The 26,168-nt window shown below is 58.7% G+C and carries 25 protein-coding genes; 12 read left to right on the plus strand and 13 right to left on the minus strand.

The features are described 5' to 3' along the window. Positions 1–87 precede the first annotated feature (87 nt). The 4 genes from ACIQU2_RS14845 (at position 88) to ACIQU2_RS14860 (ending at position 1,774) form a co-directional block, all read left to right on the plus strand. Positions 88–543, plus strand: a complete 456-nt coding sequence (locus ACIQU2_RS14845) for a YkvA family protein (RefSeq protein ID WP_347803764.1) — start codon at positions 88–90, stop codon at positions 541–543. Between the two features lie 113 nt (positions 544–656). After that, complete coding sequence (locus tag ACIQU2_RS14850) at positions 657–998, plus strand: helix-turn-helix domain-containing protein (protein WP_123369006.1); 342 nt, start codon at positions 657–659, stop codon at positions 996–998. Then, positions 995–1,366, plus strand: coding sequence for a hypothetical protein (locus ACIQU2_RS14855; RefSeq protein ID WP_003223109.1), 372 nt, complete (start codon positions 995–997; stop codon positions 1,364–1,366). Before ACIQU2_RS14850 ends, ACIQU2_RS14855 begins: the two co-directional genes overlap by 4 nt. Beyond that, complete coding sequence (locus tag ACIQU2_RS14860) at positions 1,367–1,774, plus strand: sel1 repeat family protein (protein WP_403141971.1); 408 nt, start codon at positions 1,367–1,369, stop codon at positions 1,772–1,774. Positions 1,775–1,891: 117 nt separating this feature from the next. On the opposite strand, the gene ACIQU2_RS14865 is transcribed toward ACIQU2_RS14860, so the two are convergent. Together ACIQU2_RS14865 and ACIQU2_RS14870 are read right to left on the minus strand one after the other, a co-directional pair. Further along, complete coding sequence (locus tag ACIQU2_RS14865; RefSeq protein WP_403141973.1) at positions 1,892–3,682, minus strand: bifunctional diguanylate cyclase/phosphodiesterase; 1,791 nt, start codon at positions 3,680–3,682, stop codon at positions 1,892–1,894. A 148-nt stretch (positions 3,683–3,830) separates the two neighbouring features. Continuing rightward, entirely contained in the window at positions 3,831–5,912 is a 2,082-nt protein-coding gene (locus ACIQU2_RS14870) for a carboxy terminal-processing peptidase (protein WP_347803761.1), read from the minus strand. 139 nt (positions 5,913–6,051) lie between these two features. On the opposite strand from ACIQU2_RS14870, the gene ACIQU2_RS14875 reads away from it, so the two are divergent. Continuing rightward, positions 6,052–7,014, plus strand: coding sequence for a zinc-binding dehydrogenase (locus ACIQU2_RS14875; RefSeq protein WP_403141978.1), 963 nt, complete (start codon positions 6,052–6,054; stop codon positions 7,012–7,014). A gap of 125 nt (positions 7,015–7,139) precedes the next feature. Here ACIQU2_RS14875 and ACIQU2_RS14880 read toward each other — a convergent pair whose 3' ends face one another. The 6 genes from ACIQU2_RS14880 to ACIQU2_RS14905 all read right to left on the minus strand — a co-directional run bounded on the left by ACIQU2_RS14880 (position 7,140) and on the right by ACIQU2_RS14905 (position 12,493). After that, entirely contained in the window at positions 7,140–7,793 is a 654-nt protein-coding gene (locus ACIQU2_RS14880; RefSeq protein WP_046056551.1) for an HAD family phosphatase, read from the minus strand. A 34-nt stretch (positions 7,794–7,827) separates the two neighbouring features. Further along, positions 7,828–8,817 carry an ABC transporter ATP-binding protein gene (locus ACIQU2_RS14885; protein WP_347803759.1) on the minus strand — a complete coding sequence of 330 codons (990 nt, stop codon included), beginning with the start codon at positions 8,815–8,817 and terminating at the stop codon, positions 7,828–7,830. Beyond that, positions 8,814–9,614 carry an ABC transporter permease gene (locus ACIQU2_RS14890; protein ID WP_347803758.1) on the minus strand — a complete coding sequence of 267 codons (801 nt, stop codon included), beginning with the start codon at positions 9,612–9,614 and terminating at the stop codon, positions 8,814–8,816. Before ACIQU2_RS14890 ends, ACIQU2_RS14885 begins: the two co-directional genes overlap by 4 nt. Further along, positions 9,601–10,437 carry an ABC transporter permease subunit gene (locus tag ACIQU2_RS14895; RefSeq protein ID WP_347803790.1) on the minus strand — a complete coding sequence of 279 codons (837 nt, stop codon included), beginning with the start codon at positions 10,435–10,437 and terminating at the stop codon, positions 9,601–9,603. Before ACIQU2_RS14895 ends, ACIQU2_RS14890 begins: the two co-directional genes overlap by 14 nt. A gap of 5 nt (positions 10,438–10,442) precedes the next feature. After that, positions 10,443–11,249, minus strand: a complete 807-nt coding sequence (locus ACIQU2_RS14900; protein WP_403141984.1) for an alkaline phosphatase family protein — start codon at positions 11,247–11,249, stop codon at positions 10,443–10,445. 176 nt (positions 11,250–11,425) lie between these two features. Beyond that, complete coding sequence (locus tag ACIQU2_RS14905) at positions 11,426–12,493, minus strand: ABC transporter substrate-binding protein (RefSeq protein ID WP_347803756.1); 1,068 nt, start codon at positions 12,491–12,493, stop codon at positions 11,426–11,428. Between the two features lie 348 nt (positions 12,494–12,841). Here ACIQU2_RS14905 and ACIQU2_RS14910 point away from each other — a divergent pair, with 348 nt between their 5' ends. Then, positions 12,842–13,555, plus strand: a complete 714-nt coding sequence (locus tag ACIQU2_RS14910; protein WP_347803755.1) for a UTRA domain-containing protein — start codon at positions 12,842–12,844, stop codon at positions 13,553–13,555. 22 nt (positions 13,556–13,577) lie between these two features. Here the strand turns inward: ACIQU2_RS14910 and ACIQU2_RS14915 are convergent, their stop codons facing one another. After that, entirely contained in the window at positions 13,578–14,345 is a 768-nt protein-coding gene (locus tag ACIQU2_RS14915) for a DODA-type extradiol aromatic ring-opening family dioxygenase (protein WP_403141988.1), read from the minus strand. A gap of 103 nt (positions 14,346–14,448) precedes the next feature. Here ACIQU2_RS14915 and ACIQU2_RS14920 point away from each other — a divergent pair, with 103 nt between their 5' ends. Next, on the plus strand, positions 14,449–15,102 hold the full coding sequence (locus tag ACIQU2_RS14920; protein ID WP_283181146.1) for a thiopurine S-methyltransferase: 654 nt from the start codon (positions 14,449–14,451) through the stop codon (positions 15,100–15,102). A gap of 66 nt (positions 15,103–15,168) precedes the next feature. On the opposite strand, the gene htpX is transcribed toward ACIQU2_RS14920, so the two are convergent. After that, positions 15,169–16,056 carry a protease HtpX gene (gene htpX / locus ACIQU2_RS14925; protein ID WP_008145865.1) on the minus strand — a complete coding sequence of 296 codons (888 nt, stop codon included), beginning with the start codon at positions 16,054–16,056 and terminating at the stop codon, positions 15,169–15,171. 316 nt (positions 16,057–16,372) lie between these two features. Further along, positions 16,373–17,584 (minus strand): pyridoxal phosphate-dependent aminotransferase, encoded by a 1,212-nt coding sequence (locus ACIQU2_RS14930; RefSeq protein WP_046056560.1) that lies wholly within the window; start codon positions 17,582–17,584, stop codon positions 16,373–16,375. 226 nt (positions 17,585–17,810) lie between these two features. Here ACIQU2_RS14930 and msrB point away from each other — a divergent pair, with 226 nt between their 5' ends. The 3 genes from msrB to ACIQU2_RS14945 all read left to right on the plus strand — a co-directional run bounded on the left by msrB (position 17,811) and on the right by ACIQU2_RS14945 (position 19,363). Beyond that, the gene (msrB, locus tag ACIQU2_RS14935; RefSeq protein WP_403141993.1) at positions 17,811–18,206 is read left to right on the plus strand and encodes a peptide-methionine (R)-S-oxide reductase MsrB; all 396 of its coding nucleotides are present in this window, start codon (positions 17,811–17,813) and stop codon (positions 18,204–18,206) included. Between the two features lie 213 nt (positions 18,207–18,419). Next, positions 18,420–18,905 carry a glutathione peroxidase gene (locus ACIQU2_RS14940; protein ID WP_008002671.1) on the plus strand — a complete coding sequence of 162 codons (486 nt, stop codon included), beginning with the start codon at positions 18,420–18,422 and terminating at the stop codon, positions 18,903–18,905. Continuing rightward, complete coding sequence (locus tag ACIQU2_RS14945; RefSeq protein ID WP_403141997.1) at positions 18,902–19,363, plus strand: MarR family winged helix-turn-helix transcriptional regulator; 462 nt, start codon at positions 18,902–18,904, stop codon at positions 19,361–19,363. Before ACIQU2_RS14940 ends, ACIQU2_RS14945 begins: the two co-directional genes overlap by 4 nt. Here ACIQU2_RS14945 and ACIQU2_RS14950 read toward each other — a convergent pair. Then, positions 19,347–21,668, minus strand: a complete 2,322-nt coding sequence (locus ACIQU2_RS14950) for a response regulator (RefSeq protein ID WP_347804681.1) — start codon at positions 21,666–21,668, stop codon at positions 19,347–19,349. The two genes, ACIQU2_RS14945 and ACIQU2_RS14950, sit on opposite strands and share 17 nt — an antisense overlap. A gap of 166 nt (positions 21,669–21,834) precedes the next feature. On the opposite strand from ACIQU2_RS14950, the gene ACIQU2_RS14955 reads away from it, so the two are divergent. Together ACIQU2_RS14955 and ACIQU2_RS14960 are read left to right on the plus strand one after the other, a co-directional pair. Next, positions 21,835–22,725 carry an ATP-binding protein gene (locus ACIQU2_RS14955; protein WP_403142009.1) on the plus strand — a complete coding sequence of 297 codons (891 nt, stop codon included), beginning with the start codon at positions 21,835–21,837 and terminating at the stop codon, positions 22,723–22,725. Next, positions 22,722–23,204, plus strand: coding sequence for a GAF domain-containing protein (locus ACIQU2_RS14960; RefSeq protein WP_403142012.1), 483 nt, complete (start codon positions 22,722–22,724; stop codon positions 23,202–23,204). Before ACIQU2_RS14955 ends, ACIQU2_RS14960 begins: the two co-directional genes overlap by 4 nt. Here the strand turns inward: ACIQU2_RS14960 and ACIQU2_RS14965 are convergent, their stop codons facing one another. Beyond that, positions 23,205–26,153 (minus strand): HD domain-containing phosphohydrolase, encoded by a 2,949-nt coding sequence (locus tag ACIQU2_RS14965; RefSeq protein ID WP_403142021.1) that lies wholly within the window; start codon positions 26,151–26,153, stop codon positions 23,205–23,207. It abuts the gene before it with no gap. Positions 26,154–26,168: the final 15 nt, after the last annotated feature.

Consider the following 26,168-nt stretch of genomic DNA (forward strand, 5'->3'; position numbering starts at 1 on the left):
ATGAAACGGGGCTTTCAGCCGTGAAATGCAGCTCTGTTCACAAGGTTATCCACAATTTGTGTGGATAACATTTCAGTGGGAGGAATGATGAAAACGCCTTGGAATTTCGCTCGTTTCCTGCCTCTGGCCGGACGCCTGCTCGCGCGTGGACGTTTGCCGACCTTGCTCTTCGCGGTGGCCAGCAAAGGTGCCAGCCAGGGTAACCGGCTGGGCAAGCTCAAGGATGATCTACGCCTGTTGCAGGCACTCTGCCTGGCTTACTGGCGCGGTGAGTATCGGGCCATCAGCCCCAAAGCGCTGATGTCGGTGGTGGCAGGCCTGATGTACTTCCTCAGTCCGCTGGATGCCATTCCGGACTTCATTCCAGTGTTCGGCATGCTCGATGACATCGCGGTGCTGGCCTGGCTGATGAAAGTTCTCGACGATGAGCTCAACGCCTTCCGCGCCTGGCGCAAGCGTCAGTTGCCGGAAAAGCTTGCGGTGGTCGAACGCCTGCCCGATACCCCGGAACAACTTCAACTTCAGGGGCCGAAAAAAAACTGAACTGATTCAATCTCATCCACAGATTGATACCCCCGCGACCTTGGCCGCTGTTAGGATTACACTTCTAGGGAAAAGTGCCGACTCGCTAAGTGTTGTTGTCCTACGGGGTAGTCATGGATATTCAGATAATTACACGCGAAGGAGAGCCCGAGTATGCGGTTCTGCCATGGGCTCAGTATCAGGCTCTACTAAAAGCAGCAGGCATCAATGAACAACCGCCGCGGGTCGCCCCAGAGCGTCACGCAGCAACACCAGACCAGATTCTTCCGGGTCTGGATCAACTACGCAGTTTGCGCGAAGGGAAGGGCATCGCCATCGAGGCGTTGGCCCGCACGGTAGGCATCAGCCCGTCTTATCTGGCCTTGATCGAAAGTGGCGAGCGTCTACCCGATGCTGCGATTCGCCGCAGCCTGGCCTGGGAATTGACGGTGCCAGGGTGGAGGGATGAATCGTGAGCGTACGCATCAGTCGTCAACATTGGGACGGGTTGCTGGGCGAACTGGATCAGGCGCGCCGCCAGCGTCATCTTCTGACATACCGGGCGTTGCTTGAACGTTTGCAACTGCCCACACCGGCCATGCAAACCTTGACCGCCGCCCTTGAACATCTGGCCGCGCTGGACGCCAAGGCCGAGCAGCCATTGCGCAGTTCGCTGGTGATCAGCCAGGGCGCCAGTCGCCTGCCACGCACCGGATTCTTTGAATGTGTCGAACGTCTGGGGCGTTTCTCCGGGCCGTCCGATGGGGTGGCCGCAGCATCCTGGCATGCCTCGGAAGTGGTGCGGGTGTTCGAGTACGAATACCCCGAATCGGCAGAGGCCTGAGTGTTTCTACGACTCAAGGCGAAGGCCAGTTACTGGCTGGCGCGTAGGCTGTTTCACTGGTCGTGGTTTGTGCGTCAGCCGCGTGGCTGGAGCTGGCTCGAAGGCCAGTTCGCACGCATGGCGAACCTGGGTGATGTTGGCGCCCAGAGCTTCTATGGCCACATCCTGACCTTTCGCGGCGTCGGCCTTGGCGCTCGCGAAGAAGGAGTGCGATTGTTGCGCCTGGCGGCGTTGGCGGGGGATGGCAAAGCGGCGTATCAGGTGGGCGTGATTAGTCTGGCAGGGACGCCGAGCAAGGCGCCGGATGCGGTTGAAGCTGCGCGCTGGTGGGGCATGGCTGCGAAGGCCGGGCATCCGTTGGCTGAGCTCAAGCTGAAAGAGTTGGCTGCTCGTGGTCATGGGCAATAACCCAAACCTGTGTTGTATGAGCGGACGCCATCGCGAGCAAGCTCGCTCCCACAGGGGATTTGTGAACGAGGCAGATCCAATGTGGGAGCGAGCTTGCTCGCGATGGTGTCAGACAACTCAGCGTTGACCTTCCAGCAAGGCCTCCTCTTTCCCAGGCACCGCGAGACTATCAATCACATGCACGCTATACCCCGGCACATTCTTCGCGTGATGCTTGGCCTGCGATGCCATCTCCGCCAACTGGCTTGCATCGAGTTGTCCACAGGCCTGTGGATGTAAATGCACCACGCCGATCGACAGTGACAGCAATTCAAACTCCTGGCGCACACCCTGGCGGTTTGGGGCGATGAAGCAGCCGGCTTCCAGGTGTTCGCTGCGATAAAAGCGTCGGCATTGGCTCTGGAAGTCGTCCAGCAGTTGGTTCAAGCGTTTGCGCCAGTCTTCCGGGCCGAGTACCAGCAGGAAGTCATCGCCGCCGATATGGCCGACAAAGTCGCGGGAAGGGTCGACGCGATCATTCAGGCATTGCGCCAGGCACAGCAGGACTTCGTCCCCACGGCCGTAGCCGTAGATGTCGTTGAAGGGTTTGAAACTGTCGATGTCGACGTAGCAGATCACCGACTCCCGTTGCTGTTGCAGCAGTCGCGACAGGCATTGCTGGATCGGCACGTTGCCCGGCAGCAGGGTCAGCGGGTTGGCGTAACGGGCTTGCTGGATCTTCAGTTCGGTAATCAGTTTGAGTACGTCGATCACTCGGCCCAGTCCCAGGTAACCGCCGTTGAGGGTGATGATGAAGTCTTCTTCGATGCGCTGCCGCGCGCGGCTGGTGATCAGGCGACTCACTTGTTGCAGCGACTGGCTCATCTCAACGGCGAGGAAGTCATCACTCATTAAACGGCTGATCGGCTTGCGGGCGAACAGGTCGGTGGCAAAAGGCTTGAGCAGTGCATCGGAGAGCGAATGCCGGTGGACGATGCCGCAGGGCTGACCTTGCTCGTCGAGTACCGCCAGGGAGTTCAGGTTGGCCTGGCGGCGAAAGGCTTCCAGGACGGTGGCGGTCGGTGTATCGCGACCCACTGCCGGTTGGTCGTTGAGCAAAGCGCTAAGGTCGCTGACTTCATCATTCAACGCCACCGCTGTGCTTTCCCGTTTGGGCATCAGGGCTCGGGCATCACGAGGTGGATGTTCCTGGGGGCGGCAGAGCAGATAACCCTGAACCAGATCGACGCCCATCTCGGTCAGCACCGCGAGTTCTTCCGGCAGCTCGATACCTTCTGCGATCACTTGTGCCCGCGAGGCCTTGGCGATTTGCAGGATCGAGCCGACGAATTCGCGCTTGAGGGCGTCCTGGTGAATGCCGTCGATGAAGTGTCGATCAATTTTCACGTAGTCCGGACGCAATTCAGACCACAGCCGCAAACTCGAATAGCCTGCGCCCAGATCATCCAGAGCAATGGAAAATCCCATCGCTCGATAGTGATGCAACGCGGTTTGCAGCAGCTCGAAATCGTCGGTCGGGGTTTGTTCAGTCAGTTCTATGACCACCTGACTCGGCGATATGCCGAAATCCTGCAGCAGTTGCAGGGTGCGCCCGGGTTGGTGGGCGGCTTCGAGCAGGGATTCAGGGGAAACGTTGAGGAACAGTTTGCCGGGCAGTTGCTGCTCGTTGAAACGTCGGCAGGCGCTTTGACGGCAAGCGATTTCCAGCTCGCTCAGGCGGCCGGCCTGACGGGCGACGGCGAACAGTGCGAGGGGGGAGTGCAGCGGACTGTTGGAGGGGCCGCGACTGAGGGCTTCGTAACCGACAATACGTCGCTCAGAGAGGGAAATGATCGGCTGGAACAAGCTGTGCAAACCGCTTTGAGCCAGTATGGAACTCAAGGCACTCAGCTGTTCTGTGGTGGTCATGGCTTTCTCTGGCGATAAAAAAGGACTGGGAGCACTCTCTTGGATAAAGAGGGGCTCCCAGTCCTTTATTTCACGACAGAATGATGACTGTATGATGACGCTCCGGGGAGCGTCAGCATTAAATTGCCATCATCTTGCTTGTAACAACTTAGTGCTTGGCTACCGTGGTATTGAGTTTCAGGTAGTCCAACAGAATCCGCCCGGTTTCGCTCAGGTAGGCATCGTCTTCCGGTTTGGTCTTGTCCGGCTCGGCCGCAATAGCATCCTCGTCTTCTTTCTTCAGCTCTTTGAGCGGTTCTTCGCCCTTGGCCTTGCGACGAATGTTTTCCATGACCAGTTGCTTGGCTTCTATGTCGGCGTGTTGCTTACGACGATCGACTTCGTTGAGGCTGACGGTTTTTTCTTCCATTAGCTTCTGGGCCAGGGCCAACTTGTCGCGGATAAACACAAACTCGGCGTCTTTGGCCGAGCGTGCGTCATGCTCGGATTTAAGCTGCGAGATGTAAGGCTTGAACGGGTCGACCGCAGGCTTGATGGCCGCACGGATGGTGTCCCACGGCATGGCTTCTGGCAGTGCGCTTTCGCCGATTTCCTTGGTGTCGATGATCGACGGGTAATCGATGTCCGGCAGTACGCCCTGATGCTGGGTGCTCTGGCCGGAAACCCGGTAGAACTTGGCCAGGGTCAGTTTCAGTTCGCCATGGTTCAGCGGCTGAATGGTCTGCACGGTGCCTTTGCCGAAGGTCTGGCCGCCGATGATCAACGCGCGGTGATAGTCCTGCATGGCGCCGGCAAAAATTTCCGAAGCCGAGGCAGACAAGCGGTTGACCAGCAACGCCATCGGCCCTTTGTAGAAGGCCCCCGGGTTTTCATCTTCCAGCACATCGACCCGGCCATCGGCATTACGCACGAGAACGGTCGGACCTTTGTCGATGAACAGACTGGTCAGCTCGGTGGCTTCCTGCAGGGAACCGCCGCCATTGTTGCGAAGGTCGATGACTACGCCGTCGACCTTGTCTTTCTGCAACTCGGTCAGCAGTTTCTTGACGTCGCGAGTGGTGCTCTTGTAGTCCGGATCGCCAGCACGGAAAGCCTTGAAGTCCAGGTAGAAGGCCGGGATCTCGATGACGCCGAGCTTGTAGTCCTTGCCGTCCTGTTTCAGGTTGAGGACCGACTTCTTCACCGCCTGGTCTTCAAGCTTCACCGCTTCGCGGGTGATCGGGACGATCTTGCTGGTCTGGTCGTTAGGCGCATTGCTGGCCGGGATCACTTCCAGGCGCACCACGGTGCCTTTCGGCCCGCGGATCAACTTGACCACTTCGTCCAGGCGCCAGCCGACCACGTCGACCATTTCTTTGTTGCCCTGGGCAACGCCGATGATCTTGTCGGCCGGTGCGACTTGTTTGGTCTTGTCGGCCGGGCCGGCAGGCACCAGACGCACGACTTTCACCTGGTCGTTGTCGCTCTGCAACACGGCGCCAATGCCCTCGAGGGACAGGCTCATGTTGATGTCGAAGTTCTCCGCGTTATCCGGTGACAGATAGTTGGTGTGCGGGTCGTAGGACATGGCGAAGGTATTGATGTACGCCTGGAAGATATCTTCCGGACGGGTCTGGTCCAGGCGCGCCAATTGATTCTTGTAGCGCTTGGTCAGGGTTTCCTGAATCTGCTTGGAGTCCTTGCCCGCGATCTTCTGCCGCAGCACTTCGTCCTTGACGCGTTTGCGCCACAGGTCGTCGAGTTCTGCGGTGGACTTGAGCCAAGGGGCGTCCTTGCGATCGATCAGCAAGGTTTCCTTGGCGGTGAAGTCGATCTTGTCGACGCCTTTGTTCAACTCGGCAAGGGCGAAGTCCAGACGCGCTTTGACGCGGTCCAGGTAGCGCTTGTAGATGGTGAACCCGGCATTCAGGTCGCCGCTTTTGAGGAAGTCGTCAAACTGGGTTTTCCACTTGTCGAATTCGGCAATGTCGCTGGCCATGAAGTAGCTGCGCGACGGGTCCAGCAGTTTGAGGTAGCTGTCATAGATGATCACGGAGCGCGCGTCATCGAGCGGCGGCTTGCTGTAGTGATGGCGCTTTAGCAACTCGACGACGTTCAGGCTGGCGATCACTTCGTCACGATCAGGCTGAAGCTTGTCCCAGCTATTGGCTGCAAACGAATTGGTCGACATCGGCAACAGACCGATACCAATGAATAGGGCTAGGGCGGTGCTGGGGAAAAAATGCTTCATGCTGATTCGACGCGGGGACAATTGATCACGCATATTAGGCCGTCTTTGAAGTCGCCGGTACCACGAGGGCCGGTCGCATAATGCAAGAAAGCCCGGCGCTACAGCTACGGGCTCAGTCCAGACTCACTATGGAGGCACTGTGAAAGCATTGCAAGGCGTTGAAGGTCAAGTGGCGTGGGTGGAAGAGCCCAGTCCTACATGCGATGTAGGACAAGTTCGGATTCGAGTGGCGGCTGCGGGTCTCAATCGCGCCGATTTGTTACAGAAGGCGGGTCTTTATCCGCCACCGCCGGGAGCCAGTCAGGTACTGGGTCTTGAGTGTTCGGGGGTGATCAGCGAGGTGGGGCCGGGCTCGTCCTGGCAGGTTGGGGATCGGGTCTGCGCCTTGCTGGCCGGGGGCGGGATGGCCGAGGAGGTAGTTGTCGACGGACGGCATGTGTTGCCGGTTCCCGAAGGTTTGTCTCTGGCTGAGGCAGCAGCGCTGCCGGAAGTGTATGCGACCGTTTGGCTGAATTTGTTTCAATTGGCTGCGCTCAAGCCGGGTGAGAAAGTTCTCCTGCATGCCGGAGCAAGTGGAATCGGTTCAGCTGCCATTCAGCTGTGCAAGGCGTTTGGTAACCCGTGCTGGGTCAGCGTCGGTTCCGCCGAGCGTTTGGCTTACTGCGAAGCGCTGGGCGCGCAAGGCGGGGTAGTGCGCAACGGGGATCTGGACCGCTTGAGTGACCTGGGGCCGTTCGATGTGATTCTCGACCCGGTGGGCGGCAACTACGCCGCGCTGAATCTGAAACTGATGGCGCTCGATGGCCGTTGGGTGCTGATCGGCCTGATGGGCGGACGTGAGGCGCAGCTGGATCTGGCGCAGGTGCTGGCCAAGCGCGTGCAATTACTGGGTTCGACCTTGCGCAGTCGCGACGATCAGTTCAAGGCGGATTTGTTCAGTGATCTGAGCCAGCATGTCTGGCCGTTGTTTGCTGAAGGGCGTTTAAGCCCGAAATTGGCCAAGACCTTTCCGATCAAGGACGCCGAAGCGGCGTTTGCGGAGTTGGCGACTAATAAGGTGTCGGGGAAGTTGGTGTTGGTGATCGACGAAAGCCTGACCTGAGAACACCGAACCTGTGGGAGCGAGCCGGCTCCGGGCGGCGTTCCGACGAATCAGGCGACGCGGTCTACCTGTGAGACCGCGTTATCGTTCTTCGCGAGCAGGCTCGCTCCCACATTGATTTTCGGTTACTTCCAGAGATGGATCGGCCAGCCGGCTTTTTCTGCGTGTTCAAGCAACACCGGATCCGGGTTTACCACGTGTGGGAAATCTACTTTCAGCAGCAACGGCAAATCATTACGTGAGTCAGAGTAGAAACTCGCGCCTTCCAGGTTTTCCTCTTCCGCATCCAGCCACTCCAGCAAACGCGTGATCTTGCCTTCGCGGTAGGTCAGCGTGCCCACCGTGTTGCCGCTATAAACCCCATGCGTTACTTCCAGCTCGATGCCGAGAATCTCGTCGATGCCCAAGCGATCGGCAATCGGCCTCACCAGGTGCGTGCCCGATGCCGAAATCACCAAAATCCGGTCGCCGGCCTTGCGATGGGCTGCAATGGCTTTGGTGGCGTCACTGAAAATGATCGGCTCGATGAAGTCTTCCACCCAAGGCCCTACCAAATGGTCGACCTCTTCCGGCGTGCGCCCGATCATCGGCTCCAGACTGAAGGTCATGTACTCCTCCATCCGTAGTTTGCCGTGGCTGTAGGCGTCCATCAGTTCGTTGTTCTGACGCATGAACGACTCGGGATCGACCCAGCCCAAGCGACCCATTTGTTCGCTCCAGAGGGTGGCGCAGTCGCCGTGGATCAGGGTTTCGTCCAAATCAAAAATTGCCAGGGCCATCAGTGCAGTTCTCTCTTCAACATCAGCAAAGTCATCAGGCTACCTCACACAGGGCCGTCGGATCGATGGAAAGCGCCAGACGCTGACCATCGGGATGCAGATCGGCCGCCGAGCGGTTCAGCACATCTACCACCAATTCCACGCCCCGGGCTTCGACCCGGTAGCGAATCACGTTGCCCAACAGGCTGTGGCTGCGGATTTGTGCGTCGAGTTCGCCGTTCAGGCTCAGCTCGATTGCTTCCGGGCGAATCGCGATGCGGTGGGTAATCGGTCGCTGCAGCAGTTTTGTGGCGCTGTCGGCGTCCAGCAGGTTGTAGTTGCCGATGAAACCTGCGGCAAAAAAATCGATGGGTGCGGTGTAAAGGGTCTGGGCGTCGCCGCTCTGTACGATTTTTCCCTGATTCATCAAGAAAATCCGGTCGGACATGGTCAGGGCTTCTTCCTGATCGTGAGTGACGAAAATCGTGGTCAAGCCGAGTTCACGCTGGATCTGACGGATCTGTTCGCGCAAGTGCTTGCGAATCCGTGCATCGAGGGCCGACAGCGGTTCATCCAGCAACAATAGACGTGGCCGGGTCACCAACGAGCGGGCGAGGGCGACTCGCTGGCATTGTCCGCCGGACAGTTGATGCGGATAACGCGCGGCGAAATCGTTGAGTTCCACCAGTTTCAGTACTTCGGCAACACGCTTGTGGCTTTCGTCGGCGTTGACCTTCTGCATGCGCAAACCAAAGGCGACGTTCTGCTCGACGGTCATGTTCGGAAACAGCGCGTAGCTCTGGAACACCATGCCGATCCCGCGTTTCTGCGGGCTCAACGGAACGAGGTCCTGGCCATCGAGCAGGATTTTGCCGCCATCCACCGAGGTCAGCCCGGCGATGCAGCGAAGCAGTGTGGATTTGCCGCAACCGGACGGGCCGAGGAGGGTGACGAACTCACCCTTCTGGATTTCACAGTTGATGTCGCTGAACACCGTGGTGCCCGCGTAGCTTTTCAGTAGGTGTTGGACGCTGACGAAGCTCATTGGCTTTTGTCCTTGTTCAAAATATTGGCAGCCCAGGTCAGAACCAGCACAAAGAAGAAATAGGAAATCACCAGCGCACTGGTGAAGTGGCCGCTGCTGTTGCGCATGTTGTTGAGGTAGACCTGCAGGGTTTCGTAGCGGGTCCCGACGAGGATGTTGGCGAACACGAACTCACCGAACAGGAACGAGAACGACAGCAGCAACGCCACCATCAAACCTTTGCGCAAGTTTGGCAGCACCACCAGGAACGCCGCTTGCCAGGTGCTGGCACCGAGCAGCTGGGCGGAGTCCATCAGGTCGCGCAGGTTGATCGCCTGCAAGTTGTTGGTGATTGCCCGGTACATGAACGGTAGCGCCACGGTGAAGTAGCAACCGATCAGAATCCACGGCGTCCCGACCATCGCGAACGGCCCGGAACCGTAGAGCTGCAATAGACCCACCGACGACACCACCGGCGGCACCGCGAAGGGCAGCAGGATCAGGATGTTCATCAGCGCATCGAGTTTCGGGAAGTGGTAATGCACCACAAACAGCAACGGCAGAATCAGCACCACCGACAGAATCAGCGAGCCGACGCAGACCAGCAGCGATTGGCCGAACGAATGGAGAAACCGCGGATCGCTCCACAGCTCCACGTACCATTTAACGGTGAAGCCGCTGGGCAGAATGGTCGCCGACCAACTGCTGGAGATCGAGTAGATCAGCGTCCCGAGCAATGGCAGCAACAGTATGGCAAAGAGCAAATACACCACCACCCGGTGGTAGATGCCGACGGGGCCCAGTTCAGCGCGAGACATTGTAGCTCCTCTTCAACAACAGCTGATGCACGATGGTCACCAGGGTCATCAGCGCCACCAGCACCACAGCCAGGGCACTGGCCAGGTTCGGGTCCAGGGAAATGTCGCCGGAAACCATCGCCGCGATGCGGATTGTTAGCACGTTGAAGTTGCCGGTGGTCAGGGCGTACACCGTGGCGTAGGCGCCCAGGGCGTTGGCCAGCAGGATCACAAACGTCCCGAGCAGCGCCGGGGTCAGCACTGGCAAACCGATGTGCCGCCAGAACTGCCAGCCATTGGCGCCGAGCAGTGCGGCGGATTCACGCCAGTCTTCGCGCAGGGCATCAAAGGCCGGGTAGAGCAGCAACACGCCGAGCGGGATCTGGAAGTAGGTGTAGAGAATGATCAGCCCGGTTTTCGAATACAGGTTGAAGTCCTGAATGATTCCGGCCTGCTTGAGCATGATGGTGAAGCTGCCATTGAAGCCCAGCAGAATGATGAACGCGAAGGCCAAAGGCACGCCGGCAAAGTTGCTGGTCATGTTGGCGAAGGCGTTGACGAAGTTGCGCAGCTTCGAGTCGACCCGGCGCAGGGAGTAGGCGCCGAGCACCGCGATGATGATCCCGAACACGCTGGACCAGAAACTGATTTCGAGGCTGAACTGGATTGCCTGCAGATAGAACTTCGAATTGAAGATCCTGGTGAAGTTGGCGATGCCCCAGCCGAACTCTTCCGATTGCAGACTATTGATCATCACCCAGGACAGCGGCGCGATCTGGAACACGATAAAGAACAGTGCGAAAGGCACCAGGCACAAGGCTGCGAGCCATTTTCCGCGCGTCATGGTGTTCACTTGAGCAGCTCCCGGCACACAGGTTTGTCGTGGGCCACACCCAGCAGTTCGCAGACGGTGCCGCAGATTTCAGTCTGTTTCGGTGCGGCGTTGGCATTGAAGCTGAAAGCGTCGCCGAGGACGAACAGCGGTACTTCGCGTTCTTCCGGCAGCAGGCCGTTGTGGGAGCGGTCGTTGTTCATGCCATGGTCGGCGGTCACCAGCACCTGATACCCGGTGTCGAGCCAGGTGTGCAGATAGTCGGCCAGAATAATGTCGGCCGAGCGGGCGCTGTTGCGGTACTGCGGGGTGTCGAGACCGTGCTTGTGCCCGGCGTCGTCGATATTCATGGGGTGGACCAGTAAAAAGTTCGGCGCATGACGCAGGCGCAGGTTTTCGGCGTCGGCGAACAGGTGCGAGTCCGGGTAGTGATCGTTCCAGTAGAAATGACCGTGCTGGATTGGCAGGTCCGGGTCGTCGGTGTGACGATCCCGCGTGGCAATAAACGGCGAACGGTTATACAGCTCACTGACCCAGTGATAGGCCGCGGCGGCGGTTACAAGGCCGGCATCGCTGGCGTAGTGATAGATGCTGCGCTGGTTGGACAGGCGCGAGACATTGTTGTGAACAATGCCGCTATCGATCGGCGTGACGCCGGTCAGGATGCACTCGTAAAGCGGACGGGACAGCGCCGGCAATTCGCATTCCAGTTTGTAGAGCGCTGCGCGTCCTGCGCCAACGTAAGCCTGCAGGTGCCCCATGGCGTGACGGGCGACCTCGTAATTGAGGCCGTCTAGCACGACAAGGATGACGTTGTGCTTCATAGGGGCAAAAACTCCGCAAAACAGGTATTCGCAATTTACTCGCTCCACTGTGGGAGCGAGCTTGCTCGCGATGACGGGCTGACCTTCAACAGAGATGTTGACTGCGCTACCTCTATCGCGAGCAAGCTCGCTCCCACAGGGATCTCCATTAGCCCTCCAATTGGCGGGCTACCGCATCACTTCATTTCGACGATGACTTCTTCGTTCCACTTCTGCGGCAAAGCCTTGGAAGTCTTTTCCCACGCATCCGCGTCTTTGATCGGCGTGACCTTTTTGTACTGCTCGTTAGGCAGCAGTTGGGCCTTGACGTCATCCGGCAATTTGACGTGGTCGGCGCGGATCGGACGGGCGTTGCCGCGCGCCAGGTTGATCTGACCGGCATCGCTGAAGATGTATTCGCGGGTCAGCTTGGCTGCGTTCGGGTTTTTCGCGTATTTGTTGATGATGGTGGTGTAACCGGAAATCACCGAGCCATCGGATGGAATCAGCACCACGTAATCATCCGGATTCGCCATCTTGGCCTTGTAGCTCAGGCCGTTGAAGTCCCAGACCACGCCGACTTCGATTTCACCCTTTTCCATCGTGGCGATGGTCGGGTTGGCCATGGACAGGCGTCCTTGTTTGGCGATATCAGCGAACAGCAACAGCGCTGGTTGCAGGTTCTTTTCGTCGCCACCGTTGGCCAGTGCTGCGGCCAGTACACCGTTGGCGGCCTGGGCGGCGGTGCTCACGTCACCGATGGAAACCTTGTATTTACCGGTTTTCAGATCAGCCCACTTGGTCGGGGCTTCGGAACCGTGCAGCAGCTTCTTGTTGACGATAAACGCGATGGTGCCGGTATAGGCCAGCGCCCAGTTGCCGTCCTTGTCCTTGGCCCAATCTGGAATCTGATCCCAGGTAGAGGGTTTGTAAGGTTGCACTACATCTTGCTTAACTGCGATCGGGCCAAAGGCTGCACCGACGTCACCGATGTCAGCCGTGGCGTTGTCTTTTTCAGCTTTGAACTTGGCGATTTCCTGGGCCGAGCTCATGTCGGTGTCGATGTGTTTCAGGCCGTAGTTCTTGGCCAGGTCATCCCAGGTGCCTTTCCAGTTGGCCCAGTTGTCGGGCATGCCGACGCTGTTGACCTCACCTTCCGCTTTCGCCGCGGCTTCCAGGGTTTTCAAATCGCTATCAGCCGCCATCGCGGCGGTACACATGGCAATGGTCGAGCCTAACAGTGAGGCCAGGAAAAGCTGTTTCATCCGAAGCTCCTTTGGGCGTTTTCAACGCTGCGATTGCGGTTGTGTTGGTCTAGGTCAGCAATACCTGAGCCAATTTAGGCCGGTTGGATGACATTTTGATGTCGACGACCGGTCTAGCTCTATGTTCAGCGCTGGAATGCTCAGGCTCCGGGTAAGCGTAGACCATGGCTAAAGAGCTGATATGAAAGGACTTGGCCATGAAATTGCAGGTGTCTGGATCAACCGTTCGGCGGCTTTGTCATCTGTCAGTCATAAGCAGTGCCTAGGCTTGCCGGTAGTTGTAGGGAGCCGATTGACTCGCGGTTCCGCCCCGAAACAGTGCTGGTCTAGTCCAGATAGGTAACGTTGATGCGCATCGAGACAACCAAAGCGGTGACAGCGATCGGGCAGGTTCTGCAGGAACAGCTTGACCATGGCCTGTTGGCGCCCGGTAGCAAACTGCCGGCCGAGCGTAAACTCAGTGAGTTGTTCGGTACCACGCGAATCACCGTGCGTGAAGCGTTGTTGCAGTTGGAAGCCCAGGGGCAGATTTATCGGGAGGAGCGCCGTGGCTGGTTCGTGTCGCCACCGCGCCTGGCCTATAACCTGATGCAGCGCAGTCACTTTCACGCGATGGTCAGTGCACAGGGGCGGGTGCCGTCCACCGAGGTGATTTCGGCGCGGTTGCAGCCGGCGTCGGTGGCGGTCTGTGCCTGGTTGCAGTTGCCGGCGTTGTCGAGCGTGATTCAGATTTGCCGGGCGCGGCGGATCGATGAGCGGCTGGTGTTGTATGTGGAGCACTATTTGAATCCGCAGTTTTTTCCGGGGATTCTGGATTTCGATTTGAATCAGTCGATTACCGAGTTGTACGCGCGGCATTACGATTTGCACTACGGGCGGGTGCGTTTCGAGATTGTGCCGACGGCGTTGTCGGTGGATGCGGCGGCGGCTTTACGGGTGTCGGTGGGGAGTCCGGGGTTGCGCATCGCTCGGGTCAATTACGATCAGCATGAGCGGTTGATTGATTGTGATCTGGAGTTTTGGCGGCACGACGCGATTCATGTCGGGGTTGATGTGGTCTGAGCCTGGCCGCCACAGGTCGAGCTTATCCGAAGCGGTAAATGTCCATGCCCAAGGCCCCCATGGTGAATCCCTTGTGGGTCACGCTGAAATGTCCTCCGGCGCCGCGGGCAAAATACAAAGGCAACAAATGCTCATCACTTGGATGGTTGCGCACGGCATTCGGTGCTTGCTGACGGTAATCGTGCAACGCGGTTTCGTCGTTGGCAGCGAGTTTTTCGATCATCCAGTCACGAAATGCCTGGGCCCAGGGTTCGACGCTTTCCGAGCCTGCGTGCCAGTCCAGTTCACGCAGGTTGTGGGTGATGCTCCCGGAACCGATCAGCAGCACGCCGTGTTCGCGCAGACTGGCCAGGGCATGACCGACGCGGGTCTGCAGGGCCGGGCCGCCGCGGGTGGGTAGCGAAACTTGCACCACGGGGATGTCGGCTTGTGGATACATCAATGACAAGGGCACCCAGACACCATGGTCGAATGGCCGTTCGGCGTCGATGCGTGCGGGCAGGCCATCGCTCTTCAGCAGTTCGACAACCTCTGCGGCCAATTGTGGATTGCCGGGCGCCGGGTATTGCACGTCGAACAAAGCCTGCGGAAATCCGCCAAAGTCATGCCAGGTTTCAGGCTGGGGATTGCCGCTGACCAGCAACTCATTGCTTTCCCAATGCGCAGAAACAATTACGATGGCTTTGGGTTTCGGCAATTCTGCGACCAGGCGAGCGAGGGCGGGCCCGCTGGCGCCCGGTTCCAGTGCCAACATGGGCGAGCCATGGGATATGTACAGGCTGGGGAACATGAATGAGCTCCTGAGGGGTAAGATGGCATCATCTTCAGTCAGATCATTGATCTAAATCTAATATAAGTTTTAGGGTCTTTTGATCGAATTTTCGGGATTAATTATGCAGCCGGAGTTTTGGCACAAGCGATGGACGTCGAATCAGATCGGCTTTCACCTGCCGGAAGTAAATCCATATCTGCAACGGTACTGGCCGCAGCTGGGCCTGGAAGAGGGCGCGCGCGTACTGGTGCCGCTATGTGGGAAAAGCCTGGATCTGCTGTGGCTGGCGAAATGCGGTCATGAGGTGTTGGGCGTCGAGTTGTCGGAAAAAGCGGTGGAAGACTTTTTCCACGAGCATCAATTTGATCCGGACGTTAGCGACCAAGGCCCCTTCACTGTCTATCGGGCGGGCTCGATCGAGATCTGGTGTGGTGATTTCTTCGCGTTGACGGCCGGCGATGTCGCTGATTGCAGCGCGCTGTACGACCGCGCTGCGTTGATCGCCTTGCCACCGAAGATGCGGGAACAATACGCCGAGCATCTGAAGCGGATTGTGCCGAAGGATTCGCTGGGGCTGCTGATTACCCTGGATTACGACCAGGCGCAAATGGAGGGGCCGCCCTTTGCAGTGTTGGATGACGAAGTGCAACGGTTGTTCGGTGTTTCGTGGGAGTTGAAGATTCTGGAGGACCAGGACGTTCTGGGCGAAAGCTGGAAGTTCCTGGAAAGCGGTGTTACGCGGCTTGAAGAGCGGATTTATCGCTTGATGAGTTGATGGAACAGCAAGGCACAAAAAAGGGGCGATCAGATGATCGCCCCTTTTTGTATCACCCCAGAGCTATCAGCCCCGACGACGCAGTGCGTCGATACGCTCTTCCAGCGGCGGGTGGCTCATGAACATGCGGGCGAACCCTTGTTTGATGCCACCGTTGATGCCGAAAGCAGTCAGGGTGTCCGGCATGTGCACCGGCAGCCCCTGTTCCGCACGCAGGCGTTGCAGGGCGCCGATCATTGCGGCGGTGCCGGCCAGGCGAGCACCGGCTTCGTCTGCACGGAATTCGCGTTTACGCGAGAACCACATGACGATGGCGCTGGCCAGAATGCCCAGAACCAGTTCGGCGAAGATGGTTGCCACGTAGTAGGCGATGCCCTGGCCTTCTTCGTTCTTGAAGATCACCTTGTCGACAAAGTTGCCGATGATCCGTGCGAAGAACATCACGAAGGTGTTCACCACGCCCTGGACCAATGCCAGGGTGACCATGTCGCCATTGGCTACGTGGCCGATTTCGTGGGCCAGAACGGCCTTCACTTCATCTGGCGAGAAACGCTCGAGCAGCCCTTGGCTGACCGCGACCAACGCGTCGTTCTTGTTCCAGCCGGTGGCAAAGGCGTTCGCCTCGTAGGCCGGGAAAATACCGACTTCGGGCATCTTGATCCCGGCTTCCCGGGACAATTGCTCGACGGTTTGCAGCAGCCATTGCTCGTGACGTGTGCGCGGCTGGCTGATGATTTGGGTGCTGGTGCTCATCTTCGCCATCCACTTGGAGATGAACAGCGAGAACAGCGAACCGGCGAAACCAAAGACCGCACAGAAAATCAGCAGCTGATTGAGGTTGAGATCAACCCCGTTGGCCGCCATGAACCCGTTGAAGCCGAAAAGGCTCAGGGTGATGCTGGCAATCAGCACGACCGCCAGGTTAGTGGCCAAAAACAGCAGGATGCGCATCATGGTTGTAGAAATCTCCTCATGCTAAAGATGTAGCGTACTGCGGGGTATATAAGGTGCTGACCCGGGCTATTCAACCGGGTGACTATTTCAAACTGTGTCCTACGGCAACAGTCTAGCTGCTTGAAGGGCATTTCCGACGTCGATGCGGGAAGCGTTTGTCAGCCAATTAACGTCGTAAGCCCCGCCGTTGTTAGACGCGAGCACTCAACGAGTCATCAGTCAGCGATTGAAGAAGCGATGTTCGGCAGGGCGCAAAAAAATGTTGCTGAATCAATCACCGTGCGACTTGCGCAAGCGTCGCACGGTGACAGGCAGGTTACTGGCGATAGGACTTGAGGAAGTTGCCGATACGTCCGATGGCCATGTCCAGGTCGTCCACGCGCGGCAGGGTCACCACACGGAAGTGGTCCGGCCATGGCCAGTTGAAGGCGGTGCCTTGCACCACCAGCAGCTTCTCCGACAGCAGCAGGTCGAGCACGAATTTCTCGTCGTTATGGATCGGGCAGACTTTCGGGTCGATCCGTGGGAACGCATACAGCGCGCCCATTGGTTTGACGCAGCTCACGCCGGGAATGTCGTTGAGCAGTTCCCAGGTACGATTGCGCTGTTCCAACAGTCGTCCGTTGGGCAATACCAGATCATTGATGCTCTGATAGCCACCGAGCGCGGTCTGGATCGCATGCTGGCTCGGCACGTTGGCACACAGGCGCATGTTGGCCAGCATGTCGATGCCTTCGATGTAGCTCTGGGCGTGGTGTTTAGGGCCTGAAATGGCGATCCAGCCGGAACGGAAACCCGCGACGCGATAAGACTTGGACAGACCGTTGAACGTCAGGCACAGCAGGTCTGGCGCCAGGGAAGCCGTGCAGATGTGCACGGCATCGTCGTACAGAATCTTGTCGTAGATTTCGTCGGAAAAAACCACCAGGTTGTGCTGACGAGCCAGTTCCAGCATGCCCAGCAGGACTTCTTTCGAATACACCGCGCCGGTCGGGTTGTTCGGGTTGATGATCACCAGTGCTTTGGTGTTCGGAGTGATCTTGGCCTTGATGTCGGCCAGATCCGGCCACCAGTTGGCCTGCTCGTCGCACAGATAATGCACCGGGTTGCCGCCCGACAGGCTCACCGCGGCGGTCCACAGCGGGTAGTCCGGGGCCGGCACCAGCACTTCGTCGCCGTTGTTGAGCAGGGCCTGCATCGACATCACGATCAGCTCGGAAACGCCGTTGCCCAAATAGATGTCTTCAATGCCGACGCCTTCTACCTGCTTTTGCTGGTAGTACTGCATCACGGCCTTGCGGGCGCTGAACAGGCCCTTGGAGTCGCTGTAACCCTGGGCGGTCGGCAGGTTGCGGATGACGTCCTGAAGGATTTCATCCGGCGCTTCGAAACCAAAAGGCGCCGGGTTGCCGATGTTCAGCTTGAGGATGCGATGGCCTTCCTCTTCCAGGCGTTTGGCGTGCTTGAGCACTGGGCCGCGAATGTCGTAGCAGACGTTGGCGAGCTTGTTCGATTTGCTGACCTGCATGGCGATGTGTTCCTGAAAATGAACGATCCAGGCGGCGTATGAACGACCGTGCTGGGAATCCTGCGTATTCACACAGGCCTGGCGCCTTGAGAGGCAGCACCCATAAATCCGTTTGAATGCGCGTGGTCTGGCTGCCAGACTGGCGTTTGACGAGGCGCAATCATACGTGCCGCCCGATCCGTGGAAAAGGTACAGATCGGGCTTTTTCAACTGCTGAGGTGTGATGATGGAAAAGTTGGAAAAAACCCTGGAAGAATGGCGGGCGATGCTCGATCCGGAGCAGTACAACGTTTGCCGCCTCAAAGGCACCGAACGGCCGTTCTCCGGCAAATACAACGACAGCAAGGTCGACGGCATTTACCACTGCATCTGCTGCAACGAGCCGCTGTTTGATTCCAAGACCAAATTCGACTCCGGCTGCGGCTGGCCGAGCTTTTATGCACCGATTGGTGACAGCGCCATGGTCGAGATCCGTGACGTCAGCCACGGCATGATCCGCACCGAAGTGGTCTGCGCCAAATGCGATGCTCACCTGGGGCACGTGTTTCCGGACGGCCCGCCGCCGACCGGCCTGCGTTATTGCATCAACTCAGTGTGCCTGGACCTGGCGCCGCGCTCGTAATGCGAGCCCTGTAGGAGCTGCCGAAGGTTCGGGCCGCGTTCGGACGATCTTTTGATCTTTCGCTTTGATTTCAAGTGAACCCGAAAAGATCGTCCGAACGCGGCCCGAACCTTCGGCAGCTCCTACAGTTAATCGGCAATTGATTTATTAAATTGCATGCAATTCAATTGCTCGCTATGTTTGTCTCATCTTCCCTCATTTAGAGTCCGAACCATGAGCGACAACCTGCTGAGCATCCCTTGCACCACCATCAAGGGTGAGCAAAAGACCCTGGCGGATTTCGCCGGCAAGGCCGTGTTGGTGGTCAATACCGCGAGCAAATGCGGCTTCACCCCGCAGTACAAAGGCCTTGAAGAGTTGTGGCAGACCTACAAGGATCAAGGTCTGGTGGTGCTGGGTTTTCCGTGTAACCAGTTCGGCAAGCAAGAGCCAGGCAACGAAGGGGCGATTTCCGAGTTCTGCGAGTTGAACTTCGGCGTCAGTTTTCCGCTGTTCAAAAAGATTGAAGTCAATGGCGCCGGTGCCCATCCGCTGTTCGTTCAACTTAAAAAGCGTGCGCCGGGTGTGCTGGGTTCCCAAGGCATCAAGTGGAACTTCACCAAGTTTCTGATCGGCAAGGATGGCCAGTTGGTCAAGCGCTTCGCCCCCGCGACCAAGCCGCAGGACCTGACCCGCGAGATCGAAGCCCTGCTCAAATGAACAGCTTGTCAGTCGATTCCCTGAAGCTTGACAGTCAACTGTGCTTCAAGCTGTACGCCGCTTCCCGGGCGGTGATCCGCGCCTACAAGCCGATGCTCGATCAGCTCGGCCTGACCTACCCGCAATACCTGGCGATGCTGGTGTTGTGGGAATGGCAGGAGGCGGCCCCTGAGCAACCGACGGTCAAGGCATTGGGCGAACGCCTGGCACTGGATTCCGGCACGCTGACGCCGTTGCTCAAGCGTCTTGAGCAACTGCAACTGGTTCAGCGTCAGCGCTCGGCGCGGGACGAGCGTGAAGTGCATTTGAGCCTGTCGCCAACCGGCAAGGCTTTGCGCGATCAGGTCGGGCCGCTCAAAGCCCGTCTGTTATGCGACAGCGGTGTGAATCTGGATCGCCTGAATGATCTGCGCGATGGCCTTGATCACCTTTTGGGGCAAATCAAAGCACTGTCGTAGTAGGGACCCACAAGTCCAGCAGGGCAGCCAACTCTTCCCGGCGGAAGGGTTTTGCCAGGTAATCGCTCATGCCTGCCGCACGACAGCGTTCGCGCTCTTCGGACATGGCGTTGGCGGTCAGGGCGACGATGGGCAGCTGTGGCCAGCGTCCGCTGCGACGGATTTGCCGACTGGCCTCGTAGCCGTCCATCACCGGCATGTTGCAGTCCATCAGCACCAGATCGAATTCGCTCTGCTCCAGCTGATCCAGCGCCTCGCCACCGTGACCGGCGACAATCACCTCGCAACCGAGTTTTCCGAGCATCCCCTTGGCCACCAGTTGGTTGACCGGATTGTCCTCCACCAGCAGCACGCGTCCGCGTCGTTGTGGGGAGAGGGCGTCGAGCCGGGCACCGTTGATCGTGTTGAGTTCCGGCTGCAGGGTTCGCCGCAGTGTCTGGTACAGCGCGTTGCGCGCCAGAGGCCGCGCCTGTTGTTGCAAAGGGGCGAGGGCGATGGCTTCTTCGCTGGGCATGAAACTGCCGTAAGCGCTGACCAGCAGAATGGGGGCTGTACACGAGGGGCGCAGGCCAAACAGGCATTCGGGGCAATCGGTAATCAGCACATCCGGGTTCAGGCCCAGCAATGAGTCATCGATGGAACGCTGCTCATAGTCGAGCCCCCAGCCGGGCAACACACTGTTCAACAGTTCTGCCAGACCGCTGCTGGCGGCGGTGATTGCGATGACCTTGCCCTGTAAAGAGGCCGGGGGAAGGGCGCGGGTGTGGCTGGGCAGCGGCAGATCCGCACAGAACTGGCTGCCAAAGCCTGCTTCCGAGCTGATGGTGAGGCGCCCTTGCATGGCTTCGCAGAGGTTGTAGGTCAGTGCCAGGCCCAACCCGGTCCCGCCGAATTGCCGAGTAATGCCGGCACCCGCTTGCGTGAAGGGCTGGAAGATCTTGACCTGGGCGTCCTGGGCGATACCGATGCCGGTGTCGCAGACTTTGATTCTGACGCCGTCCTCGAACGTCGACAGGCGCACATCGACGCGACCGAAGCGGGTGAACTTGAGGGCGTTGGACAAGAGGTTGCTGACGATCTGTCGGACCCGGGTCGGATCCCCGAGCACCAGGGCCGGAAAGTGCGGGTCGATCAGGCAGCTCAGCTCGACACTCGGCGCGGCGTTTTGCGACAGCAGGTTGGCGGTGTCTTCGATCAGCGAGCCGAGGTCGAACGGAATATGTTCGAGCTCCAGTTGGCCGGCATCGAACTTCGACAAATCGAGAATATCGTTGAGCAGTTCCACCAGTACTTTGCCCGAGTCATGGGCGATGGACAGCTGTTGCTGTTGCTCGGCGTTGAGCGGGCCGTCCAGGGAAAGCGCGATCATCCCCAGCAGACCGTTGAGCGGCGTGCGGATCTCGTGGCTCATGTTGGCCAGGAACACCGAGCGCGCTTCGGCCATGTCCAGGGCGGTGCTGCGGGCGACTTCCAGTTCCTCATTGGATTGGCTGAGCCGGGAGTTGATCGCCTTGAGTTCCGCGGTGCGGGCCGAGACGATGTTCTCCAGTTGCCCGAGGTAGTCGGTCAGGCGGTTTTCGGCGTTGCGTCGCTGCTGGATTTCGGTGGCGATGTTTTCGAATTGTTGATTGGCAACCTTGACCAGTACACCGATTTCATCGTTTTCATGGTCCGTCGGACACTCCAGCGACGTCGACTCCGCGCTGCGCGGATCGCGACTGCTGAGTTCACGGATGACCCGCACCAACGGCTTGGTCAGCATCACATAGAACAGCGCCAGCAGGATGCCGGTCAGCAGCAGGCTGCGAGCGAAGCCATTGAGCAGGGTTACCTCGGCCCGACGCAGGAACCGGTTGCCGAATGAATAGGTGTCGACGTCCAGGCTCAGGGTGCCGAGGGATTCGGTCGGCAAGTGATCCAGGTAGAGACGGTCTTCGAACTGCCGGTTGGCGCCGAACAGGAAGTCGCTGATCACCCGATAACCGCTTTGCACGCCCGGGCGTTTGACGCTGGCGAGCACGGTACTGGTGTTGTCGGTCAACTGCGCGCCGATGATCGCCGGCGAGCGCAACAGGCCCAGGGTCAGTTCCTGAGCGAGTTCGGCGTCGATGTTATAGGCAATGCGGGACGCGGGGTTGTGGCTGATTTCCAGCAAAGACAGGATTTCTCGGTTGATGGAGGCGTCTTCACTGGCATAATCGATGCCTATTTGCAGCAGACTGAGCAGCGTGCCCAGAATGAAACCGACCAGCACAGTAAGCCTGGCTTGCTTGTAGGACAGCCGGTTGGTGAACTTGATATCCATGGGGTGTCGAACCACTTCCGTTTCCCTTCGCTGCTCAAGCATAGTCGATCATGCATGGATACCGATGTTCTCGCGAGCCCTTGTGCAAAGGGGTGAACCGAACACCGAACGCTGTGTTTCGTCGCTGTATCGCCATCATTACTGTGAACGTGCCCGAGGAGAAGACGTGGATTCCCGATTAAATGCTTTTCTTGAACGCGCCGATGCCGTTTTGGCTCGTATCGAACCGTTGCTGCCCACCCCTCGGCAAGTTATCGACTGGAATCATTGCCTTGCCGCGCGCTGGCAACGCGAGGGGCGCAGCGGATTTCTGTTGCCGCTGGAAGTCAGCCTCGACATGCGTTTGTCCGACCTGATCGGTGTCGACCGGCAACTGGAGCAACTGGGGCGAAATACCCAGCAGTTCCTCGATGGCATGCCGGCCAACCACGCATTGCTCTGGGGCGCGCGCGGCACCGGTAAATCGTCGCTGGTGCGCGCCTTGCTGGCCGAACACGCCAAGGCCGGTCTGCGGCTGATCGAGATCGAACGCGATCACCTGGCGGACCTGCCGCGAGTGGTCGAACAGATCGCCAAGCTGCCCCAGCGTTTCGTGCTGTTCTGCGATGACCTGTCGTTCGAGTCGGGCGAAGGCGATTACCGGGTGCTCAAGAGCGTGCTCGACGGCTCTCTCGAACAGGCGCCGGATAACGTTTTGCTGTACGCCACGTCCAACCGTCGCCATCTGGTCCCGGAAAAGGAAAGCGATAACGAAAACTGGAAAAGGGTCGATGGCGAACTCCATCCCAGCGAAGCGGTGGAGGACAAGATTGCGCTGTCAGACCGTTTCGGATTGTGGCTGTCGTTCTATCCGTTTACCCAGGAGCACTTCCTCAACGTCGTCCAACACTGGGTCGGTCAACTGGCCGACAAGGCGGGCCTTAAGTGGCAGCGAGACGAAGAGCTGGACATCCTCGCGGTGCGCTGGGCTACGGGCCGGGGCAATCGCAACGGACGTTGCGCGTATCAATTTGCCCGCTATTGGGTCGGGCTGAAGCTGTTGGAGCACAAGGCATGATCGATTTACAAAAGAGCGGCCAGGGCCTCGAAGGCTACGGCATGCTGTGCGCGCAATTGGAGTCATTGCTGGCGGACGAGCGGGATTTCATTGCCAACGCCGCGCAATTTTCTGCGTTCCTGTTCAACCTGCTCGATGACCTGAACTGGGCCGGGTTCTACCTCAATCGCAACGAAGAACTGGTGCTTGGCCCGTTTCAGGGACAAATCGCCTGCGTGCGGATTCCGTTCGGCCGGGGGGTGTGCGGAGCGGCGGCGGCCACCTTGCAGACCCAGTTGGTCGAGGACGTGCACGCGTTCCCCGGACACATCGCTTGCGACAGCGCGTCGAACAGCGAGCTGGTTGTGCCACTGGTCAAAGACGGTCGCCTGATCGGCGTGCTGGACCTCGATAGCCCGAAACTGGCGCGTTTTACCGCTGAAGATCAGGCCGGTATCGAGCAATTGGCGGCGATCTTCCTGCGCCTGACCGACTGCTGATCATGCCCTCAAGCCTGCCTTGACCAGCAGGCTTGCCGGATCAACCGCATCAATCTGTTGGGGATCGAGGAATCGATCGGCGTACTGCAAGTAGATTTGCGCGTTGATGAACAGCCCGAACAACTCAGGATCGATGTGGGCATCCCGGCACATGGTTGCCATGATGCCTAGCGCTTCGCTCAAGGACTTGGCTTTCTTGTAGGGGCGATCGGCAGCGGTCAGTGCTTCGAAAATATCGGCAATCGCCATCATCCGCGCCGGCAGGCTCATTTCTTCGCGCTTCAACTGTTTGGGATACCCGGTGCCGTCCATTTTCTCGTGGTGGCCGCCGGCGATCTCCGCGACGTTGGTGAGGTGGCCGGGGAAGGGCAGGTGGCTGAGCATCAGAATCGTCTGCACCATGTGGTGATTGATGATGTAACGCTCCTCGCGGGTCAGGGTGCCTCGGGCAACGCTCAGGTTGTAGAGCTCGCCCCGGTTGTACTTGTAGGGCGGTACATCGAGCTTGAACCCCCACGGATTATCCTCCGGAATCAGTTCGGCCTCGGGCCGTTTGAACAGGTGCTCGGGTTTGTCCGCCAGCAATGGCTCGCTGACCGGCAGTGTCGGAGCCGGGGTCCGCGCCTGACGCCGGTTCTCTTCCCAGGAAACGCCCAGCCGGTCATCCAGGGTTCGGGTCCAGGTGCGTTGGGCGATGCTGCGCAGGCGTTGCAGGTCGGACTCGGCCATCGCCTCGCCACCCAGGTTGCATCGGGCAATGAACGCAAAATCATCGTCCAGCCCCGCCAGCGTGGCGTTGCGCAGTTCGGCCAGGTGCTGCTCGTTACCGCCCAGGGCCATGGCTTGCCAATAGCTGATCCAGGCATCGCGCTTGAGCACTTCGAAGCGGGTGCGGATTTCGTGAATACGGTCGTTAAGGGTTTCCAGCTTCGTGGCTTTATCGACCACGTATTCCGGAGTGGTGACCTTGCCGCAGTCGTGCAGCCAGGCGGCGATGTGCAGCGCTTCCCATTCATCTTCGGTGGGTTGATAGCCACTGAAGGCCGGGTCCTGGCTGGCAGCGGCAGCTTGAGCGAGCATCAGGGTCAGTGCTGGCACTCGCTGGCAGTGACCGCCGGTATAGGGGCTTTTGGCGTCAATCGCCCCCGCCAGCAGTTGAATGAAGGAATCCAGCAGTTGTTTTTGTTTGGCTTGCAGACGCTGGCTTTCAATACTCACGGCGGCCGCGCCGGACACGGCCTGGAGGAACGCGATGCGGTCCGGACGAAGTTTTTCCAGATCGCTCTGGTTGCCCGTATCGGCCAACAGCAGGATCAGCAGGCCCACGGTTTCGTTATGACGATTGTGCAGCCGAATGCCGATCAGATGAACGCGGGGACACTCCAGCGCAAGCAACACCTTCTGCAAATCCCCAGCCTGTTCAAAACCAAGCGTGGTGACGACGTTGTCGGCTTTCGACAGCTGTTGTAGCCATGCAGGGCTTTGCGGAGCCTGGAGTTCGTGTCCTCGAAGACCAAATGATGGCAATGCCTGTGAGGTGCCGTTGATGACCAGACCATGGGGCTCCATGCGATCGCCATCACGTTCGCGCAGGTAGATCAGACCGGCCTGGGCCTGACCGATTTTGACGGTTTCAAACAATACCCGTTCGAGCAAGGGTGCGAAGCGGGTCTCGGCGCTCAGGCTGTCGGTGATCTGGAAAAAACTCGCCAGGGTGTCTTTCATACGTGTCATCGACACGCTCAGTTGGTCGACTTCGAGCACGGGAGAGCGACGTGAGGCCGGAAAGTTGAAGTCGAAACTGCGAACCGCATCGGCCTCCCTTACCAGCGCGCGCAGGGGCTTGACCAGAATCCGCGAGGTCAGCCAGCCCAGCGGCAGGCACAGCAACAACGTGGCCAGGGTAATCAGCGCGCCTTGCCAACGCATGCGGTAGGCATCGACGAGTAACTCATCTTCCGGCACCAGCAGCGCCAGTTGCAGTCCCTGGGGGCCGCCTTCCTGCATGCTGCTGCGGGCAATGATCCATTGACGACCGGCGACATCCAGGCGGTTACCTTCGGGGGGATTGTTGAGCAATGCGCCGAGGCTGGGGCTGAGGTCAGCGGCTTTGATCAGGCGGGCAGTCTGATCGTCGATGATCAATTTGCTGCTGTCGGGATAGGCGATGGCATTCCCTTCAGCATCGAACAGCACGATTTCGGTACTGGGGGTCACGACATGTTTGGCCAGGGTTGCGGAGAGTTCCGCCAGGGTCAGATCGGCACCCATGACAGCCTGTTCGCCACTGCGCCGGGCCAGGGTAGTGCCGACATTGTGGGTGGAGAAAAAGATGTAGGGTTCGGTGGTGATCTGATCGCTGTCGCTGCGGGCGTTGGCATACCAGGCGCGGGTTCGCGGATCGTAGGTTTCGTTGGGGTTGTCCTGGCGGCTGACGAGGGCAAGATCCTGATCGAAAAACAATGATTGGGAACGGACCTGACCGCTGTTGCCTGTTCGCTCAATGCTCCACACCTGATAAGCCGCAGTGTCCGGTGCCTTGAGGAGCGTTTTCAGGTCGGGGGTTCGCAAGGGCCGAACCATGAAGAAATCACCGTTGCCATAGCCCAGATACAACGAGGCCAGGTCGGGGTTGTCCTTGAGCGACTGGCTGAAGGGTTTGAGTAGCGCCAGGCGTTGCTCAAGGTCAGTTGCCTGGGTCGCCGGATATTCCGCCAGCAGGGACAGCAGATGGCGAATCGGCTCATAGGTGGCGTGCAGGTCGAGACGGACGTCCTGCTCGATGCGGTTGAAGAGCTTTTCACTGCTGGAAAGAATGATCTGCGTGGTTTGCCGGTAGTTGAAAAGGCCCAGCACCACGCCAGTCAGCAACAGCAGGAACGTGAACATCACGCTGATATGGACGTGCAGGGGAAACCGCCGTTGATCCGGGCGCAGTGGGCTGGGCATTGCAGGTCTCTCCAT

The sequence above is a fragment of the Pseudomonas sp. NPDC098740 genome (assembly GCF_044760065.1).
Taxonomy (GTDB): domain Bacteria; phylum Pseudomonadota; class Gammaproteobacteria; order Pseudomonadales; family Pseudomonadaceae; genus Aquipseudomonas; species Aquipseudomonas rossensis.

Coding starts and splice junctions, on each gene's coding strand:
- ACIQU2_RS14845 (WP_347803764.1), top strand. CDS start 88: ATGAAAACGCCTTGGAATTTCGCTCGTTTCCTGCCTCTGGCCGGACGC.
- ACIQU2_RS14850 (WP_123369006.1), top strand. CDS start 657: ATGGATATTCAGATAATTACACGCGAAGGAGAGCCCGAGTATGCGGTT.
- ACIQU2_RS14865 (WP_403141973.1), bottom strand. CDS start 3,682: ATGACCACCACAGAACAGCTGAGTGCCTTGAGTTCCATACTGGCTCAA.
- ACIQU2_RS14870 (WP_347803761.1), bottom strand. CDS start 5,912: ATGAAGCATTTTTTCCCCAGCACCGCCCTAGCCCTATTCATTGGTATC.
- ACIQU2_RS14880 (WP_046056551.1), bottom strand. CDS start 7,793: ATGGCCCTGGCAATTTTTGATTTGGACGAAACCCTGATCCACGGCGAC.
- ACIQU2_RS14885 (WP_347803759.1), bottom strand. CDS start 8,817: ATGAGCTTCGTCAGCGTCCAACACCTACTGAAAAGCTACGCGGGCACC.
- ACIQU2_RS14890 (WP_347803758.1), bottom strand. CDS start 9,614: ATGTCTCGCGCTGAACTGGGCCCCGTCGGCATCTACCACCGGGTGGTG.
- ACIQU2_RS14895 (WP_347803790.1), bottom strand. CDS start 10,437: ATGACGCGCGGAAAATGGCTCGCAGCCTTGTGCCTGGTGCCTTTCGCA.
- ACIQU2_RS14900 (WP_403141984.1), bottom strand. CDS start 11,249: ATGAAGCACAACGTCATCCTTGTCGTGCTAGACGGCCTCAATTACGAG.
- ACIQU2_RS14905 (WP_347803756.1), bottom strand. CDS start 12,493: ATGAAACAGCTTTTCCTGGCCTCACTGTTAGGCTCGACCATTGCCATG.
- ACIQU2_RS14910 (WP_347803755.1), top strand. CDS start 12,842: ATGCGCATCGAGACAACCAAAGCGGTGACAGCGATCGGGCAGGTTCTG.
- ACIQU2_RS14915 (WP_403141988.1), bottom strand. CDS start 14,345: ATGTTCCCCAGCCTGTACATATCCCATGGCTCGCCCATGTTGGCACTG.
- ACIQU2_RS14920 (WP_283181146.1), top strand. CDS start 14,449: ATGCAGCCGGAGTTTTGGCACAAGCGATGGACGTCGAATCAGATCGGC.
- htpX (WP_008145865.1), bottom strand. CDS start 16,056: ATGATGCGCATCCTGCTGTTTTTGGCCACTAACCTGGCGGTCGTGCTG.
- ACIQU2_RS14930 (WP_046056560.1), bottom strand. CDS start 17,584: ATGCAGGTCAGCAAATCGAACAAGCTCGCCAACGTCTGCTACGACATT.
- msrB (WP_403141993.1), top strand. CDS start 17,811: ATGGAAAAGTTGGAAAAAACCCTGGAAGAATGGCGGGCGATGCTCGAT.
- ACIQU2_RS14940 (WP_008002671.1), top strand. CDS start 18,420: ATGAGCGACAACCTGCTGAGCATCCCTTGCACCACCATCAAGGGTGAG.
- ACIQU2_RS14945 (WP_403141997.1), top strand. CDS start 18,902: ATGAACAGCTTGTCAGTCGATTCCCTGAAGCTTGACAGTCAACTGTGC.
- ACIQU2_RS14950 (WP_347804681.1), bottom strand. CDS start 21,668: ATGGATATCAAGTTCACCAACCGGCTGTCCTACAAGCAAGCCAGGCTT.
- ACIQU2_RS14960 (WP_403142012.1), top strand. CDS start 22,722: ATGATCGATTTACAAAAGAGCGGCCAGGGCCTCGAAGGCTACGGCATG.
- ACIQU2_RS14965 (WP_403142021.1), bottom strand. CDS start 26,153: ATGCCCAGCCCACTGCGCCCGGATCAACGGCGGTTTCCCCTGCACGTC.